The organism is Paenimyroides ceti (assembly GCF_030409925.1).
The window spans coordinates 1,832,189-1,850,817 of sequence record NZ_JAUFQU010000001.1; the positions used below are offsets into that span (position 1 = coordinate 1,832,189).

The 18,629-nt window shown below is 41.0% G+C and carries 13 protein-coding genes and 1 pseudogene; 1 reads left to right on the top strand and 13 read right to left on the bottom strand.

Annotation, left to right across the window (positions count from 1 at the left end; translation table 11 throughout):
- Window positions 1-2: 2 nt before the first annotated feature.
- Entirely contained in the window at window positions 3-179 is a 177-nt protein-coding gene (locus tag QW060_RS09025; protein WP_290364797.1) for a hypothetical protein, read from the top strand.
- On the opposite strand, the pseudogene QW060_RS09030 reads toward QW060_RS09025, so the two are convergent.
- The 13 genes and pseudogenes from QW060_RS09030 to mobC form a co-directional block, all read right to left on the bottom strand.
- A pseudogene (locus QW060_RS09030) lies at window positions 179-631 on the bottom strand (TolC family protein); the annotation flags it as partial. The gene QW060_RS09025 and the pseudogene QW060_RS09030 overlap by 1 nt on opposite strands.
- Entirely contained in the window at window positions 618-4,469 is a 3,852-nt protein-coding gene (locus QW060_RS09035; protein WP_290363290.1) for an efflux RND transporter permease subunit, read from the bottom strand. The gene QW060_RS09035 and the pseudogene QW060_RS09030, both read right to left, overlap by 14 nt.
- A 93-nt stretch (window positions 4,470-4,562) precedes the next feature.
- Entirely contained in the window at window positions 4,563-5,141 is a 579-nt protein-coding gene (locus QW060_RS09040) for a DUF3347 domain-containing protein (RefSeq protein WP_290363291.1), read from the bottom strand.
- An 18-nt stretch (window positions 5,142-5,159) separates the two neighbouring features.
- The gene (locus QW060_RS09045; protein WP_002993214.1) at window positions 5,160-5,585 is read right to left on the bottom strand and encodes a hypothetical protein; all 426 of its coding nucleotides are present in this window, start codon (window positions 5,583-5,585) and stop codon (window positions 5,160-5,162) included.
- Between the two features lie 9 nt (window positions 5,586-5,594).
- Complete coding sequence (locus tag QW060_RS09050) at window positions 5,595-6,161, bottom strand: DUF3347 domain-containing protein (protein ID WP_232046363.1); 567 nt, start codon at window positions 6,159-6,161, stop codon at window positions 5,595-5,597.
- Between the two features lie 132 nt (window positions 6,162-6,293).
- Window positions 6,294-6,605 (bottom strand): hypothetical protein, encoded by a 312-nt coding sequence (locus QW060_RS09055; RefSeq protein ID WP_002993211.1) that lies wholly within the window; start codon window positions 6,603-6,605, stop codon window positions 6,294-6,296.
- Window positions 6,606-7,086: 481 nt separating this feature from the next.
- Window positions 7,087-9,120, bottom strand: a complete 2,034-nt coding sequence (locus QW060_RS09060; protein WP_094258249.1) for a heavy metal translocating P-type ATPase — start codon at window positions 9,118-9,120, stop codon at window positions 7,087-7,089.
- Between the two features lie 5 nt (window positions 9,121-9,125).
- On the bottom strand, window positions 9,126-9,926 hold the full coding sequence (locus QW060_RS09065; RefSeq protein WP_237219449.1) for a transglutaminase-like domain-containing protein: 801 nt from the start codon (window positions 9,924-9,926) through the stop codon (window positions 9,126-9,128).
- The gene (locus QW060_RS09070) at window positions 9,893-10,315 is read right to left on the bottom strand and encodes a Fur family transcriptional regulator (RefSeq protein ID WP_290363292.1); all 423 of its coding nucleotides are present in this window, start codon (window positions 10,313-10,315) and stop codon (window positions 9,893-9,895) included. Before QW060_RS09070 ends, QW060_RS09065 begins: the two co-directional genes overlap by 34 nt.
- An 11-nt stretch (window positions 10,316-10,326) precedes the next feature.
- The gene (locus QW060_RS09075) at window positions 10,327-11,586 is read right to left on the bottom strand and encodes an efflux RND transporter periplasmic adaptor subunit (protein WP_094258247.1); all 1,260 of its coding nucleotides are present in this window, start codon (window positions 11,584-11,586) and stop codon (window positions 10,327-10,329) included.
- Between the two features lie 8 nt (window positions 11,587-11,594).
- Window positions 11,595-15,953: a CusA/CzcA family heavy metal efflux RND transporter gene (locus QW060_RS09080; protein WP_094258246.1), complete on the bottom strand. Its 4,359-nt coding sequence runs from the start codon at window positions 15,951-15,953 to the stop codon at window positions 11,595-11,597.
- A 129-nt stretch (window positions 15,954-16,082) separates the two neighbouring features.
- The gene (locus QW060_RS09085) at window positions 16,083-16,418 is read right to left on the bottom strand and encodes a DUF6660 family protein (RefSeq protein ID WP_209023052.1); all 336 of its coding nucleotides are present in this window, start codon (window positions 16,416-16,418) and stop codon (window positions 16,083-16,085) included.
- Between the two features lie 205 nt (window positions 16,419-16,623).
- The gene (mobC, locus tag QW060_RS09090) at window positions 16,624-18,624 is read right to left on the bottom strand and encodes a conjugal transfer protein MobC (RefSeq protein ID WP_290363293.1); all 2,001 of its coding nucleotides are present in this window, start codon (window positions 18,622-18,624) and stop codon (window positions 16,624-16,626) included.
- Window positions 18,625-18,629: the final 5 nt, after the last annotated feature.

Genomic DNA, 18,629 nt, shown 5'->3' on the forward strand with positions numbered 1-18,629 from the left:
AATTGCCTCCTCCCATACTCATCCCTCCCATACCCGATGAAGCACTAGATCTGGTTGGTGAGGAAGGCGTATTACTGCTTACGACGGGTGCTACACTTGATTGTGAGGTGCTTGAGGGCGCAGAGAATTTCCGTATTGCCAATTGTTCCAATTGTTTTAGAAACACTTGGTTTTCCTGATTATTCTTGAGTTGCTCGTTCAATTTTTGCATCGTGTACCACTGTGTGCTGACCTGAAGGATCAGATTATTTATGGCTTCCCGATACTGTTGATCTTGCATATTGGCCATATGTGTAGCCTCTGTGCGAGCTGCTTTTCTCGTGCCGAACCATGGAAACATTTGCATCAAGCTCACATTTCCAATAGAACGCCCTCCTATAATTTCCATAGGCATCGTATATGCTTCCATGGACAATTCGGGGTCTTGGTATGCTCCGGCTTGCGGAATTTTTTCAAGGTATGCCTCATGCGCATACTTTTGTGATTTTACACCCGGATTATTTTCGATTGCGACTTGTATATAATAGGACAGCGAATCGGTGGGGTAGTCTTGGGCTAAAGCTTGCGAAAAAATGCTTAAGCTTGTTAATACAGCCACGGTTATATACCGATTTATCTTATTCGTTTTCATTCGCTATATTTTTATTATTTTTTCTATTTTCTTTTTTAGTGGCAGATTCCCTCCACCAGCACTGGAATACTGGAACCACAAACATGGTCATGGATTGGATCAGCATGCCGCCGAAAGTCGGGATGGCCATTGGTACCATGATTTCCGCACCTTTACCGGTAGAGGTCAGGACAGGCAGTAAGGCGATCAGTGCTGTAGCAGTGGTCATCGCTGCCGGTCTGACACGCTTTAAGCCTGCGTATATGACTGCTTCCCGTATTTCATCTTTTGTTCTGGGGTTCCGTGCTTCAAATGTATCGTGGATGTATGTTCCCATTAATACACCATCACTCGTCGCCAGTCCGAACAGGGCGATAAATCCTACCCAAACGGCAATGCTGAGATTGATGCTGTGCATCTGGAACAGATCCCTCATATTTGTCCCTCCGACAGAGAAGTCCATAAACCAGGGCTGCCCGTAAAGCCATAATAAAATAAAGCCACCTGCAAGTGCTACAAAAACACCGGAAAAATGAATTAACGATGCTGTAACCGTTCGGAACTGAAAGTAGAGAATTACTAAAATGGCTAACAAACTCAGTGGTATAATAAGCATTAGCCTTTTTGCGGCACGTTCTTGCTGTTCATAATTTCCGGCAAACTTATACGTCACCCCGTTGGGTAAATCCAGTTCTCCAGACGCTATTTTTTCCTTTAGGAGTTGATCCGCTTCGTATACTACGTCGACTTCCGCTATGCCACTTTTTTTATCAAAGATTACATAACCCAACAAAAAGGTATTTTCACTTTGGATCATCTGAGCGCCCTTGGCATATTCAACATCCACCACATCCCCCAATGGAATCTGAGCTCCTGTAGCTGTCGGAATGATTATTTTTCGCAACGCATCCGGGTCATCCCGTAATTCTCGTGGGTAGCGCAGGCGAACGGGAAACCGTTCCCGGCCTTCGACTGTAGTGGTCAACGTCATACCGCCGACTGCCGCACTGATTACTTCCTGAAGCTCGGCAACGGTAATACCGTATCTGGCCATTCTATCCCGGTTCAGATGGATTTCGATATAGGGTGCGCCAACAGCCCTGTCGTAGAAAACGGTCGATGGCATAACAGATGGAACATCCTTTAAGGCTGCTTCCAAGGCCTTGCCACCGATTTCAATCGACTCCAGATCCGGACCCGAAACCTTTAGCCCCATCGGAGCCCTCATTCCCGTAGAAAGCATTACCATTCTCGCTTCTATCGGTTGCAACTTAGGAGCGGAAGTCAATCCGGGCAGATGGGAAACATTGACGATCTCTTGCCATATATCGTCGGCCTTTTTAATTTCAGGACGCCATCTGCGGAAAAATTTTCCGCTTTTATCTTCAATCAGACTGTCCCGTGGTATGGAACGGAAACCATCGGAAACAGCATAGGTCTTGTCACCTTTCAACACGAATTCTCCGGAACTGTTTACCTTGAACCTTTCACGATGCCCGTCTTCATCCAGATAAAATTCCGGGATATAATTGATCGTATTTTCAAACATCTGTGTAGGAGCCGGATCAAGTGCAGAATTCACACGGCCCCATTTTCCTACGATAAGTTCGACTTCCGGTATGTTTTGAATACGTTTATCAAGTGTTCTGATCAATTGCAGGTTTTGTTCAATCCCAGTATGCGGCATACTGGTGGGCATCAAAAGGAAAGAACCTTCATTGAGGCTTGGCATAAATTCCTCCCCGATACCGGGAAATGTTTCGGTGGATTTTTGCCAGAAGGCAGTCTCCCGAAATGATTTCCAACCTGTCTTTTCGAAGCCATTTGCAACAAAACCAAAACTCTTCTCTACGCCCATCCATGCTAACATTCCGAATAATAAAGTAATGATAGGGATGGCCATGAATTTCCACCGGTTGGAAAGTGACCAACGCAGGATCTGTTCATAATAGATCACCAATGCCCATAACATTCCCAGGATGGAACCAATGGCAAAGAATACGAACACAAAGTTAAGTGTGGTGCTTGCCTGCGTGCCGAGTGGCAGCCACTCAACCGTCAGGTAATACATCGCTACAAAAAGTGTGATAGCTACATTAACGTAGTTGGCAATTTTTTCTCCTTTCCATCTTGGTGTAAACAGGTTGTTGACTCCGATCAAAGTCAATGCGAACGCGACAAAAACACCTGTATAGATCCAAAGAGCGATACCGGCAACTACCAAAACGTAGTTGGCTATCCGGCGAACTTTACTCCCATTGATACGGATTGAAAATATATAATAAGCCAGTGTTGGCAAGATAATAATGCCTAACACAAAGGCTGAAACCAAAGCAAAGGTTTTGGTGTATGCCAAGGGACCGAACAACTTACCTTCTTGTGCTTCCATCATAAAAACAGGTAAAAAGCTGATGATCGTGGTGAGCATTGCCGTTGACAAAGCACCCGACACTTCCGCAACAGCGGTGGAAATCAAGTTTACAAAGGCTTTCCCCCGACTCTCAACACCCTTGGCTTTTTCTTCATCCATATGGCGTAGTATGCTTTCGATAAAGACGATCCCCACATCCACCATAACCCCAATGGCAATGGCGATACCCGAAAGGGCAACAATATTCGCCTCGACCCCCATTTGTTTCATGATGATAAAGGTCGCCAATACGCCAATGGGCAAGATACTGGATATAAGAATCGATGCACGCAGGTTGATTACCAAAACGATGACAACGATAATAGAGATCAGTATTTCGTGTGCTAAAGCATTTTCCAGCGTTCCGATGGTTTCCTGGATCAAACCCGAACGGTCATAGAAGGGAACGACGGTGACTTTTGAAATAGTCCCATCCTCTAATGTTTTTTGGGGGAGACCTGCCTCCATGTCTTTGATCTTCGCCTTGACATTATTGATGACCTCCATGGGGTTGGTTCCATGCCGGGCAACTACTACACCGCCAACTGCTTCCACGCCTTCCTTATCCAATCCACCGCGTCGGGTGGAGGGTCCCAAATTGACAAACCCAACGTCTTTTATCTTTACGGGAACATTATTGCGCACAGCCACTACGGCATCTTCCAGATCCTGGACACTTTTAAGGTAGCCCAATCCACGCACCAGATATTCCGCTTTGTTTATTTCGATCGTCTCTGCACCGATATCCAGGTTGCTGTTTTGGATAGCCGACATGATATCCATTACGGATACATTGTATGCGCGCATCGCATCTGGATTGATATCGACTTGGTATTCTTTTACGAAACCTCCGATGGAAGCCACTTCGGAAACCCCTTCCGATGCTGCCAAATTATATTTGGCATAGAAATCTTGAATCGTGCGCAGCTCATCGGGGTCCCAGCCTCCTGTAGGTTTTCCGGTTTCGGGATTGCGTCCCTCCAGTGTATACCAAAAGACCTGCCCCAAAGCAGTGGCATCCGGCCCGAGCGTGGGCGTTACATCGGATGGTAATGTGCCGGCAGGCAATGAATTCAGTTTTTCCAGAATACGGGAACGGCTCCAATAAAACTCAACATCCTCTTCAAAAATGACATAGAGGAAGGACATGCCGAACATCGAACTGCTCCGGATTGTTTTTACGCCGGGGATGCCCAGTAAGGAGGTCGTGAGTGGATAGGTAATCTGTTCCTGTATATCTTTGGGAGACCTCCCCATCCATTCGGTCGCCACAATTTGCTGGTTCTCCCCAATGTTCGGAATCGCATCGACCGGCACAGGATCGCTCGGCAACGCATTTTGATGCCAATTAAAGGGCGCTGTAATCAGCCCCCATATAAGGACAACCACAAGTAATAACAGTGTTATTACTCGGTTCTCCAAAAAATATTTGATAATTTTGTTAAGCATAACATATACATTGTTTACATTTTAATATCAGATACCAGCCTACAGAAATCGACCGGTACCTGATATTTGAATTTCAAATCTTAATCAGAGTTTTTACTTCAGTTCTTCCTGAACTTCACCACATGTTAGCATATCTTCACCATAGTAAGGGTTTTTGACCTCTTTGCTGTCGCTTAGCCAGTATGCTCCTTTGTTGTCATCGTACATCGAGCAAAAAATCTTGTACATGGGCTTTTCGGTGCCGAATTCTTTTGCGATATCGTAAAAATCCTTGCTCAGGATCACTAAATGTTCTCTTTGATGAGCGATATTGCCTATGTTATCACCTATGTGCTCCGAATGTTCCTGAATATCAGCAGCGATGTCATCGAAGGTGCTTTTCTGTTCTGCACTAAAGCCCTCGGTATTAATCTTGGGGAGTGCTTCCAGCATGCCTTTAGCTGCATTTGCGGCTTCTTTATCATTATTGGAAGACAAAGCAAAAGTCAGGTGCTCGTAATGGGAAAAAAGTTCCGAAAAAGTTCCCTGGTCGCTTGCAGCGTTGCTTTCGTTGGATACCGTTGTTTCAGTATGGACGTCGCTTTCTGATTTTTTCTCAGAAGCGCCATTGCATGCTGCCAAGGTCAATACGGATGAGGCTAGTAAGCCTACAAATAAATGTTTCATTGTCATGATTTCTGTTTTTAATAATTAAAATTGATTTATGTAATTTGTATATGTAGTATTATTTTCAAAATATGATACTTCCCCGTTGTTGCCCGTAATTGCTATTATAGCAGTCGCTTTATCTATCTGCTTTTTGGAAAATGGATCTATGGCAACGCGTGTAGAAGGATCTTTTGGAATACGTTCTTTACACATCTGGCAACATCCGTAATATATTTTTCCTTCAAAATTTACCTCAAATTGTTTTTTGCCCATGTATTCATTGTTGACCATGCATACCTCTTCCGACGGAACTACATCGCCCATTTCAAAGGCATTGTGGTCACGGGTATTTGTATTTGAGCTTTTTGAAGTATATGTATTGTCTTGCACCTTTAGTGTAGGGTTATTGTTGCATGAACTAAATATGACTACAATAGAAGTAACGATCCCAATCAATAGACATCTCATAATGGCTGACTAATTTAATTTTTCAATAGTACTACCGCAGGTCAGCATTTTTGAACCGTAATACGGGTTTTTGATATCCGTACTTTTACTTAACCAAGTTGCACCTTTGCCATCGTTGTACATCGGGCAGTTTTGGTAGTACATAGTTGTTTTTTGCTTTGATGCGTTTGCCAATTCATAGACATTCTTAGAAAGTAGGGCAAATGCCCTCCGTTGCTTTACGACGTCTTTCGATTTCGAGATGTTTTCTGTGTTTAAAGACAGTTCCTTCATGACCTTCATCCATACGGTATGCTCTTTGGGAGAAAGTTCACCCATATCCACTGTTTTAATAACTGTGGCTAATTCAGTAGCATTTGAAGATGCTATATTTACATCTGCGTTTACCAAAGCATCTTTTATGGAAAAATACTTGTCAAATACGGCATGTAATTGTGATAAATTTTGTGATGGAATATTCTTTGCTTGAGCTGTTCCACCATGGTTGTGATGTTGCTCGTTCTGGTTTTGCGCAAAGCTGTTTGCTGCGGATAGTAATACGGTGATTACCATCAATATTTTTGATATTGATTTCATTTGGAACCTTATTAAGTATTAAAAATGGTAAATAATCAAAAGCCAGATCTGGCTTTTAATAAAACATGTATTGCGGATAGGTGCAAAATCAACCGATTTCGCACACCTATGGCTATACAGTACTAATTTAACTTATTTTAGGCGGTTGCCAAATGGAAGATTCCCCTGTAGAATAAAAGGGTTCTTTGTATAAAGGGTATGATTTTTTACTTTTAGAAAAAACAGGATTTTGAGCGTTCCTAAAAAATGGGGGTGTTGCAGAAAAACTATTAGAAGAGCTGTGGCAGGACGTAGGTCCACAATTTCCAGAGCATTCATTGCTCGTGTCATCCTTAGACTTACAGCAGTCTTTCTCACATTGATCTTCTGAATGATGCTGCTTGTTGGCACTGCAACATGACTTCTCCTTGATAACAATTTCTTTGGAATGCGATTTACACGCATAGGATTGCATTGGGATTATAAAAAAGCCCAATAAGCATATAATCATTAATATGTTTATCCTTTTTAACATGTAAAAAACAAAAAAACTATTGCAAAGATAATGGTATTTTTCAAACCGGTTCGTTTTTTTTGAAATAAATGGCAGATAAGTTTCTCTTATCCGCCATTTATTTTTATTCCATGAGCATTATAGTGTCAGTTACATTTCCTGCTAGCGTTCTTTTAAATCTTTCACTCAATAATATCGAATCAGAAATTCATTATTAATTTAACACTGATATTTCGTCCCATATTGAATACACCCATACGCCCGGTTACGGGGTTTTCAGAAGCATACTTCAACCTACTTAAATGGTTCTTACATCAACAAGGTTGTCGTCACTGATGTCCAAAGACATTAAGTCGCTTCGGTTGAATACCTTTATATATTTCTTTTTGCGTATTTTCTGTTTTCTTTTCAATACTTATAAATTGACGTCCTTTAAAATTTCATCCGCTGTATTCGTACCGCATTAAGAATAGCCAATAACGCCACGCCCACATCAGCAAAAACGGCTTCCCACATTGTAGCCAATCCACCTGCACCAAGCACCAATACAATTCCTTTTACCACAAATGCCAATGTGATATTTTGCCAAACGATTTTCTTTGTCTTTTTTCCAATATTGATTGCCATTGGGATTTTGCTCGGCTTATCGTCTTGTATGACCACATCTGCCGTTTCAATAGTGGCATCGCTTCCCAAACCGCCCATTGCGATACCTACGTCGCTCAACGCCACAACGGGAGCATCGTTCACGCCGTCGCCGACGAAAGCAACGCTTTCGCCTTTGGCTTTAATTTCTTTAACCCTGTTTACTTTATCTTCGGGCAATAAATCCCCAAAAGCATTATCTATCCCCAACTGCTCCGCTACATACTTTACCACTGTACTTTTATCTCCGCTAAGCATAGTTGCTTTCACATTGAGTTTATGCAATAAACGGATGGTTTTCTCTGCATCTTCTTTGATACTGTCGGCAATCGTAATGTAACCGACAAATTTGTTATCGTAAGCAACGGCAATGGTCGTATAAACGATGCTGTTCGGATCTAAGTCGTATTGTATTCCAAACTTGTTCATCAGCTTGAAATTTCCAACCAACAAGTCTTTACCATTTACGGTTGATTTCAGCCCGTGTCCAGCAATTTCCTCTGTATTTTCTAAGCGGATTGTATTATCCAGTTCCCCCACGTATTCGTGAATAGCTGTCGCTACGGGGTGCGTACTGTGGCTTTCCAATACATTGACCAATTGCAAAATTTCATCTTGATTGAACGCTTTGTCAAATACCACTTCTTGAACCTTGAAAACACCCTCTGTCATTGTACCCGTTTTATCCATTACCACATTTTGGATATTGGAAAGGCTATCTAAAAAGTTACTTCCTTTGAACAGTATTCCGTTTTTGCTCGCTGCTCCAATGCCACCGAAATAACCCAATGGAATACTGATTACTAAGGCACAAGGACAAGAAATAACTAAGAATACCAAAGCCCTGTACAACCAATCCCTAAACTCATAATCAGCTACGAAAAAGTAAGGCAGCACACAGATAGCGACCGCTAACAGTACCACTATAGGGGTATATATTTTCGCAAACTTGCGGATAAATAATTCCGTTGGTGCTTTTTGTGAAGTAGCATTTTGTACCAATTCCAAAATTTTACTCAACTTACTATCCATATATGCGGTTGTGACCTGCACTTGTGCAACGGTATTAAGGTTTATCATACCTGCCAAAACCGTTTCGCCTTTGGCTTTGGTGTCGGGTTTGCTTTCGCCTGTGAGTGCTGAGGTGTTGAACGATGCCGTTTCAGACAATAATTCTCCGTCCAAACCTAATTTTTCTCCCGGTTTCAATTGTATTATTTCGCCGATATTCACGGTTTCCGCCTTTACAGTTAGGGGTTGGTCGTTTCTTAAAACCGTTACCTCATCAGGTCTTTGGTCGAGCAATGATTTGATATTTGCTTTGGCTCTGGAAACCGCCATTGTCTGAAAAACTTCTCCAACAGCATAAAACAACATCACGGCAACGCCCTCGGGATATTCGCCAATGGCAAATGCCCCGATGGTGGCAATGCCCATTAAAAAGAACTCTGAAAAGATTTCCCCTTTTCTGATGCTTTTCACGGCATCTGTCAATACAGGAAACCCAACGGGAGCATACGCAACCACATACCAAATAATCCTTACCCAACCCGTAAACCATTGCTGTGGAAGCCAATGATCAAATGCTATGGCAGCAAGCAACAATACCAATGATATTATACTCGGCAAAAACATTTTAATTGGACTACTCTCACTATGACTGTGGTCGTGTCCTTCATCATCGCCGTGGTCGTGTTGATGCTTTTCATTTACCAGCTCTTTTGCACCTGCTTCGGTGTAAATTTTTTCTTCCAGCGTGCAACAAGTCATTTTGCCTTGTGCATCATACGTATGCTTATGATTTTTGTCTGTATTTGTCATAGCCTTTAATTTTTTAGGTTCGTTACACTTTTATTTCTTATTATTTCTACGTTATTATTCATTATATACCTCACGATATACTGAAAAACAAATCGCTTTAACGCATTTAGCTTTTGCTGATGCTTAGAATAAAATTCATCGGGTGTATCAAAAACGCCAAAGTCCTGATTGATGCCCTTATCCTGAATAAACGTATTGTTGAGGTTCCATTCAATCGGTGGGTTCTCAAAATTATCGGTATAAACCCCGAAACCACAAAATGTGGTTTTGCAATCGCTGTTCTGCTCCTGCAATTTGGTGAGATAGGGTTTATCCAAAATCACACCTTCTAAAAAATACCACTGTTCATTTACCCATACTTCTACCCAGCTATGTAAGATGTTTTGAGGCGAAAGTTTGTACCAAATACCCGTAATAGCTCCTTTTTGCAAGGCTTTGTCAATGGTAAAACCGTGAATGCGGTTAGGTATTCCCGTTGCTCTTAATAACGTCATTAGCAAAGTCGCTTTGGTATTGCACTGTCCATAGCCATCCTGCAATATTTCTGATGCAGGTATATCGTCCGAAACATTGTAGCCAAATTTTATTTCATCCCTGACAAAATTGTAAATGGCTTTAACTCTTGAAACATTGCCCAAATCTTTCCACCCTCTTTGTTCCAATAGCTCTTGTATAGAAACGTTTGAGTAGTCAAGGATTTTTGTTTCTTTAAGATAGTTATCCATAACACATTTATATTTATGACAAAGATACACAGGAAGAGCCTGCAATGCTATTGCAAACTCTCCTTTAAACAGTTCTCGCAAATACCTTTACCAAATAGTTTTATTTCGTCAATACGGTAATTTTGGTTTCCATTCTGCGGTATTATAAAATCCTCCTTACAGGTTGTCTGTTTACAGATTTTACAATAGAAATGTAAGTGCCAATCTTTGTGTGTTTCTTCATCACCCCCATCGTGACACAAAATATACTTAACGGTAGTGTTCTCCTGAATACTGTGTACAATGCCTTTTTCCTCGAAAGTTTTCAAAGTCCTGTAAATCGTAACCCTGTCTGCTTTATAGAAATGACTTTCGATTTCAGATAAGGACATCGCTGTCTGCTGTTGCTCCAAGAAATCATATACCAATATCCGCATACTGGTCGGATTGGTGTTCTTTGACAACAGCTTTTGTTCAATGCTTTTTTTCATTATATACCATTTTAGTGAGCGTGACCGTGTTCTCCGGTATCATTCATTTTTGCATTCACAAAAAACGCACCTTTTATCACGATATGTGTACCGTGTGGAATTTCATTTACAGGCGTTATCGCCGTGTAACCCAATTGAGAAGCACCTTTAACGACCTCCATTCTTGTAAATTGAGTTCCATTTTCCGAACCGTGGTCGTGAGCCTCATCTTCTTTATGGTCGTGCGGTTCTTCTTCCTGCTCCTTGACCAAAAAGATGTAATATTTCCCGTCTGCATTGACAACCGCTTCGTTGGGTACAGCCGTACTTAATACATCATCTAAACTTACATTTCCGGTTATGCTCATTCCGTCAATCAATCCTGTTTTATCTCCGGTAATTCTGCTGTGAACGGCAATGGTTTTGCTCTCTCCGCTAAAAGATGAACCTATACTATAAACTTCGGCAGAATGGGTCTTATTGGGGTTGTTGGTTACGACAAAATCTATTTTCTGACCTATTTTGATTAGGGGAATATCTTTTTCATAAACCTGTAAGTCCAAGTGCAATGCTGTGTTCTCTATTATTTCGGCAATAGGCGAAGACACATCTACATAGCTTCCGATTTTGGCAAAAACGTTACTTACCGTACCGCCTATCGGACTTGTAACGACCAACGAGGATTTAAGGCTGGAATTTGACAGGGAAGCCGGATTAATGCCCATCATTTGGATTTGTTGTTGTAACGATGCTTTTCGTGTTCTCAACGTGTTCAATTCAGATGTGGCACTTTGCAGGTTTTTCTTTGCACCTGCATTTCCCTCGTTCAGCTCTCTTTGTCTTGCAACTTCCTGCTCTGCAAATTCTATCCTGCTATTGATGCTTAGGTATTCTTCCTGTAATTGTATGAATTCCGGATTGGAAATAGTGGCGATGACCTGACCTTTTTTTACGAAATCGCCTATCTCCACATTGAGGGATTTGATAACGCCGCCAAACATTGAAGTTGCATTTGCCTTGTTGCTGTTGGGTACTCTCAATCCACCGTTGGCTTTCAATGTTGCGGACAATTGTTTCTGTTCAATCATCCCGATTTCGATACCTACAGCTTTTATCTGTTCATCGGTCAGTACCGCAACGTTTTCTTCTTCGTGTTCGTCCGTTGTTGCTGCTGCTTCGCTACCGTGATTATGTCCGTCGTCCTCCGTATGTTTATTTGTACAGGCGTTCAAAGCAAAGATTGCTACGAGGACAAAAACGCTGAAAACTATATTATTGATGATACGTTTCATATTTTGTATTATTTGCTGATTAATGAATGAATAAGCGTTACAGCCTCATTGATTTGCTGTATGCTCTTTAGATAATTAAGCTGAATATCGGTTGTTGTCTGCAAGGCAAAGAGGTACTCCACATAAGAAATATCTCCGGTACTGTACCCTAACTTTGCCGCATTGATGATTTCATCAGCATTCGGAAGTGCCTGCTCCTTGAAATAGGTAAACTGTGAAACATTCTGTTCATATTGTTTCAGGGCATTTGCCAACTCCGTTTTTAGCTGCTGTTGTTGCCATTGGGCATTCAGTTCCAATGATTGTTTTTGATAATCAAGGGAACGGATTTTCGCTCTGGTCGTAGTAAAGAGTGGAATGGTTATGCCTACATCAACAAAACTGAACCGCTGTCCTCTGCCGTAAAATTGTTCCACGCCGTTTCTACTGTGCATTCCTATCAGCGATATATTATTATAACCGAACGTAAAATCAGGCAGGCTGTTTGCCCGTTCCAACTTCTTGTTCTGTTCAGCGATTTTAGCCTCCTGATACAATAGCTGGATGCTTGGGTGGTTTTCAATAGCTGAACTGTCTATGAAAGAAGTCAAAAGTAATGGTTCATAGTCTGATTTGGGTTCAATGGCAAAATCTTCCTTTGTCTGCATCAGGTTTTTAAGATTCTGATAGGCATTTTGCCTGAAGACCTCATTTTGCTGGAGCAATATATTGATTTCCCCCTTTTTGGTAACAGCCGTACTGACTTCTATCCGCCCTATATCTCCTGTTTTATAACGCAGCTCCGCCACACGGATAAAGTCTGCATAAATACTATCCAAATACTTCAATACCGAAGCATTATGTTCCAGATACGCTAACTGATAATAATATGTTCTTACCTGCTTTCTTAGCTCATTTTCTGTCAGAGCCTTTGACCATTCCTGCCCTTTGACTTGCTCTTTGACAAGGTTTTTCTTTACCCCAAAAAGTGTTGGAAAGGGTATAGTCTGCGAAATTTGGAAACCGTCATTGTACTCAAATCCATCTGTATTCCCATATTGGAAATTTAAATCGGTTTTCGGTAGCTCATATGCTGTCTTACTCAAACTTTGGGTAGATTGAATCTCCAATTTTTTGGAACGGAGCTGAGGGTTATTTTCCATAGCTATTTCGATAGCTCTATCTACGTTTACAGGATTTTGTGCATTACTGGTTTGAGAAAAGCCTAAGAACGTAAACAGTAACAATATAGGTGTTATGGCTTTCATTTTATTATTTTTTGTAGGCTTATGATTTCTCATAAATACGAGGTATAGTAAAGGCAGTACGAATAACGTCAATGCCGTTGCTGACATCAATCCGCCGATAACGACCGTTGCCAACGGTTTTTGTACTTCTGCACCCGCACTTGTACTCAATGCCATCGGTAAGAAACCTAAACTTGCTACCGACGCTGTCATTAATACGGGTCTTAGTCTTGTTTTAGCCCCCTCGATAATTCTCGGGATAATCTCGTTCCAACCCTCTTTTTCCAATCTGTTGAATGTGGAAATCAGTACAATCCCGTTCAGAACAGCAACACCAAACAAAGCGATAAACCCTACACCTGCTGATATGCTGAATGGCATATCCCTCAACAATAGGGCAAACACACCTCCAATGGCACTCATCGGGATAGCTGTATAGACCAAAACGGCTTCCTTGAACGAATGAAACGTGAAGTACAATAAGATAAAAATCAAAAGCAGGGCGATAGGTACTGCAATCAGTAATCTGTCAGTAGCTTTTTGGAGGTTCTCAAACTGACCGCCATAGGTAAAATAATATCCTGTCGGTAGCTTAACCTGTTCAGCCAACTTATCCTGAATTTCTTCTACAACACTTGCTACATCCCGCCCTTGTACATTAAATCCGACATATATCCTTCGTTTTCCTCCTTCACGGCTGATTTGTGCAGGACCTAATTTATAGTCAATGTTGGCAACCTGCGAAAGTGGAACCTGCTCTCCGTTTGGAAGTGGAATAAACAGATTGCTCACATCCTCAATAGAACTGCGGTGTTCTTCATCAAGCCGTACCACCAAATCAAATCTACGCTCATTTTCATAAACCACGCCTGCTGATTTACCTGCAAACGCAGTACTGACAATATCGTTTATCTCCTGTACATTCAAGCCATAGTTGGCTATTCGGGTACGGTCGTATTCGATATTAATCTGTGGAAGACCTGCTATCCGTTCTACCTGCGGAGCGGTTGCACCCTCTACCGTTTGAATAATGGCATTGGCTTTATTGGCATAAATCAACAAACTGTCGAGGTTCTCTCCGAATATTTTCACAGCTACATCTTGCCTGATACCCGTCATCAGTTCATTAAACCTCATCTGTATCGGCTGGTTGGCTTCAAAGAATACACCGGGAATAACTTCGAGTTTCTCCATCATTTCATTGGAAAGTTCGTCATACGATTTCTTTGTTTTCCATTCGTCCTGTGGTTTAAGAATAATCATCAGGTCGGTCGCTTCGGGCGGCATCGGGTCTGTCGGTACTTCGGCAGCCCCCGTTTTTCCTACAACCATTTTTACTTCGTCAAACTCCTTGATTATCTTAGATGCCTGCATAGAGGTTTCCAGACTTTGGCTTAAGGATGTTCCTTGCGGCAAAATACAATGGAAAGCAAAATCGCCCTCGCCCAATGTTGGCAGGAACTCTCCGCCCATCCGTGAAAAAAGGAATATACTAATGGTAAAAAGTCCGACGGCAACCGCAATAATCACATATTTTATCCGAATGGCTTTTTCTAACAAAGGCTTATAAACCCCTTGAAGATAGTCCATCATTTTGTCTGAAAAATTCCTTTTGGTAATCGGTTTTTTAGACAGACACAAGGCACTCATCATCGGGATATAGGTAAAGGACAAAATCAAAGCTCCCAAAATGGCGAAACTTACGGTCTGCGCCATTGGCGTAAACATTTTTCCTTCTATGCCGACCAAAGTAAGGATAGGAATATAAACAATGAGGATAATGATTTCTCCAAATGCTGCACTCGTACGGATTTTTCTTGCAGATTCATACACCTCCTCGTCCATTTCTGCCTGCGTAAGTTTTTGAGTGGATTTCCGTAAGCCCAAATGGTGCATTGTGGCTTCAACAACGATCAGCGAACCGTCCACTATCAATCCGAAATCAATAGCTCCCAAACTCATCAGGTTGGCACTTACGCCAAATAACCTCATCATTCCCAATGCAAAAAGCATTGATAACGGTATAGCTGATGCGACGATTAAACCTGCCCTGAAATTCCCTAAGAAGATAATCAATACAAATATTACGATTAATGCACCTTCAATTAGGTTTTTTTCGACAGTACTTATCGCTCTATCTACCAGGTTCATTCTATCCAAATAAGGTTCTATGACCACATCATCGGGTAGAGATTGTTGGATAACCGGTATTTTTTCTTTGATGTTTTTTACGACCGTAGCAGTGTTTTCTCCCTTGAGCATCATTACAATACCTCCCACAGCATCTACTTCGCCGTTATAGGTCATTGCTCCGTATCGGGTAGCGTGACCAAATTGTACTTTTGCTACATCTTTGATGAATACCGGAACACTTTCCGTATTTTTAACAACAATATTACCTACATCTTCCAGTGAAGTGACTAAACCAATTCCCCGAATGAAGTATGCATTGGGTTTCTTATCAATATAAGCGCCTCCGGTATTTTGGTTGTTGTTTTCGAGTGCAGTAAAAATATCGGAGATACTGACGTCCATCGCTTTGATGCGGTTAGGGTCAACGGATACCTCGTATTGTTTGAGCAGACCGCCGAAACTATTAACTTCTGCAATTCCCGGAGTACCGTAAAGTTGTCTGGCGACAATCCAATCCTGCATTGTCCGTAAATCCATTGCAGAATATTTATCTTCGCTTCCTTGTTTGGGATGGAGAATGTATTGGTACACTTCGCCAAGACCTGTACTGACAGGAGCAAGTTCAGGCGTTCCAACTCCATCAGGTATCTGGTCTTGTGCTTCTTTCAGCTGTTGGCTTACCAACTGTCTTGCAAAATAAATATCGACATTGTCTTGAAACACTACGGTTACAACAGATAGTCCAAACCTCGAAACACTTCTTATTTCTTCTACTTTGGGAAGATTGACAATACTTTGCTCTACAGGAAATGTAACCAGTTGCTCCACCTCCTGTCCTGCTAATGTTGGTGACAGGGTAATAATCTGAACCTGATTGTTTGTAATGTCAGGTTGGGCATCAATGGGGATTTTCGTGGCACTCCATACCCCCCAAATGATGAGTAATAAGGTCATTAATCCTATAATGAACTTATTCTTTATAGAGAATTTTATAATGTTATTTAACACTTTTTGTGATGATTAATGATGGATAAATAATGATAAAATCATAATGATTATGTTTTTAGGGAATATAAATACCCTAAAAACCAAGCTAACGCTGTTAGCATTAAGCTGTAATCATTTAAACATTAAAAATTATGCATTAATCTTTGGCGGTTGCCAAATTTCTCCCAGATAGAGGGATATAAAGATAGATTTATAGTAAACTTTGGCCTTAGACAAGTCAAAGGTCTTCTTAACTAAGTTATATACATTCCATTGAAGCACTATGCCCGACACCATTCCACAACAACCGCATAAACAAAACGGACTGCACATATCAGGTTTTTCCTGATGGTCGTGGCTTGCTTTATGGGCTAATTCTTCTGAATGGTTATGGTTTTGAAAACTCTCCTTTTCATACATATCGGTACAAGGCATTAAAAATACCGCCATCATATAAATTGCCAATATGGAAAAAAAGACTTTCATATTCTTTTGCAAAGTTAGTAAAAAAGTAATGCAATGGCATTGCATTGTTTTGAATAATTACTATTTTATATAATATCCTTTTTCATTCTGAATATTTGTTTTACATACTGTTCAAAACAATATTGGCGACACTCCATACTAAATTTAAGAAGAAGTATCGCCAATATTTTTTAGTCTATACTAAAAATTTCCACTTGTACCTTTATTACTCTTGCTGTATCAAATGCTGTAAGTTCGGGTCATTCTTAATCCGTTCCATTTCACTTTCGACGATATGCAGAATATCTGATTTTATCTGACGGTAATTGCTTTCAATTTCCTGCTTCATTTTATCCTCGCCTTGCTCATCTACAAAGGATAGGATTTGCGGTATCTTTTGATAGGCTTTTGTTTCGGCGGCTACCTTTTCATTATCGACCACGATTTCTGCGTGAAATATCTTTTGTTCGATACGATCGTCAAAATTATCCGATACAGAACCGACAAACATACCCTGCGTTAAGGTTGAAATTTTGGAAGCCGGAATAAGGCTGTCTAATTGTGTAGAAATAGAAGTTGATTTATCATTACGGTTTATCGTCATACTTTGACGTTTCTGTAATACTTTTCCAAAACGTTCCGAAAGGCTTTTTGCCGTTTCTCCTACAACCTGTCCACTGAATACATTACCTACGGTGTTTTGAATAACTTTAGCTTCTTTATCGCCGTAATCACGTATCAACTGCGAAAAGTCCTGAAAGCCCAAGCACACAGCCACCTTATTACTTCTCGCCGTTGCGATAAGATTGTCCAACCCTCTAAAATAAATCGTGGGCAACTCATCTATAATAACCGAACTCTTTAATTGTCCTTTCTTATTGATGAGCTTGACAATTCGGGAGTTGTACAAGCCCAAAGCTGCGGAGTAGATATTTTGACGGTCGGGATTGTTACCCACGCACAAAATCTTCGGCTCGTTCGGGTTGTTGATGTCCAATGAAAAATCATCGCCTGTCATAACCCAATACAACTGCGGTGATATCATTCGTGACAAAGGGATTTTAGCCGATGCAATTTGTCCCTGCAACTGGTCTTGTGCTCCGCCTTGCCAAGCATCCATAAATGGTGAAAGATAGTTTTCCAAATCAGGATACGAAGTTAAAATGGTAAATACATCCGAATACTTTTTATTCAGCAATTCAATGGCGTGTGGAAAGGTGCAATACTTACCATTCTCGTAAATTTTTAAAAACCAGATGATAGCCGCTAAAAGAATAATTGGAGATTCGACAAAGAAATCTCCTTGTTTTTGTATCCAGCTTCTGTTGAGGTTCAACATAATCGTGTAAGCGGCTTCATAAGCATCGGATATGTCAGTCATAAAATCTGGATTGAGCGGATTGCAACGATGGCTCTTGCGTGGATCGTCAAAGTTGATGACGTAGAACTTTGGTTTTATTTCGTACTTATCCTGATGTTTCAATAAATGATTATAAGCAATAGTAGAAAGGTCGTCAAACTTGAAATCGTAGATATACATCGAAAAACCTTTTTCAATTTGTTGCTTGATATAATTGTTAACGACGGCATACGATTTACCAGAACCCGGAGTCCCCAACACAATCGTCGCCCGAAATGGGTTTACAATATTTATCCAACCGTCATTCCATTTATTTTTGTAGTAAAACTTTGTGGGCAGGTTGACAGAATACTCGTTTTCCATTAGTTTGGTTTCCTGTTGGAAGCTCTCGTTTTCATTGTTAAAAACGTCGTCCATCAAGTTGGTGCGGAGCAAACGGCTAATCCAAACGCCTGCGACCATTAAGGCGATATAGCCTAATCCTGTGGTAAGGATATACAGAAATGTGGCGGTATATAGTGATAGCTTTAATAAAGGTGTGTTTAGGAAAAACAGAACAAAGCCAATCCCTAAAGCCAGATAAATTTTAGTCCAGGTTATCTTCTCATTCTTAACGCCTTTGGTTCCCAAACAGCTCAAAGCCAGCAATACCATAGCGAAAATTTTGGTGTATAAAGTGTGTTCAAACAATCCTGCCGTTCGATTGAAATTCCCTAATATTTTGTTGATGATTTCCAATGTCCAACCACGGTGTATAAAGAACCCATAACAGAACCAATACAAGTGCATCAATACTATAATGATGCTTACTGCTCGCATAAAAGCCATAATCTTGGCTAAGCCTCTTAAATCGTCTTCTCCTTGCATTATTT

Excerpts from the sequence above, each read along its gene's own strand:
- QW060_RS09060 (WP_094258249.1), bottom strand. The coding sequence starts at position 9,120 with ATGACAAATACAGACAAAAATCATAAGCATACGTATGATGCACAAGGC.
- QW060_RS09045 (WP_002993214.1), bottom strand. The coding sequence starts at position 5,585 with ATGAGATGTCTATTGATTGGGATCGTTACTTCTATTGTAGTCATATTT.
- QW060_RS09055 (WP_002993211.1), bottom strand. The coding sequence starts at position 6,605 with ATGCGTGTAAATCGCATTCCAAAGAAATTGTTATCAAGGAGAAGTCAT.
- QW060_RS09050 (WP_232046363.1), bottom strand. The coding sequence starts at position 6,161 with ATGAAATCAATATCAAAAATATTGATGGTAATCACCGTATTACTATCC.
- QW060_RS09040 (WP_290363291.1), bottom strand. The coding sequence starts at position 5,141 with ATGACAATGAAACATTTATTTGTAGGCTTACTAGCCTCATCCGTATTG.
- QW060_RS09035 (WP_290363290.1), bottom strand. The coding sequence starts at position 4,469 with ATGCTTAACAAAATTATCAAATATTTTTTGGAGAACCGAGTAATAACA.
- QW060_RS09075 (WP_094258247.1), bottom strand. The coding sequence starts at position 11,586 with ATGAAACGTATCATCAATAATATAGTTTTCAGCGTTTTTGTCCTCGTA.
- QW060_RS09070 (WP_290363292.1), bottom strand. The coding sequence starts at position 10,315 with ATGAAAAAAAGCATTGAACAAAAGCTGTTGTCAAAGAACACCAATCCG.
- mobC (WP_290363293.1), bottom strand. The coding sequence starts at position 18,624 with ATGCAAGGAGAAGACGATTTAAGAGGCTTAGCCAAGATTATGGCTTTT.
- QW060_RS09085 (WP_209023052.1), bottom strand. The coding sequence starts at position 16,418 with ATGAAAGTCTTTTTTTCCATATTGGCAATTTATATGATGGCGGTATTT.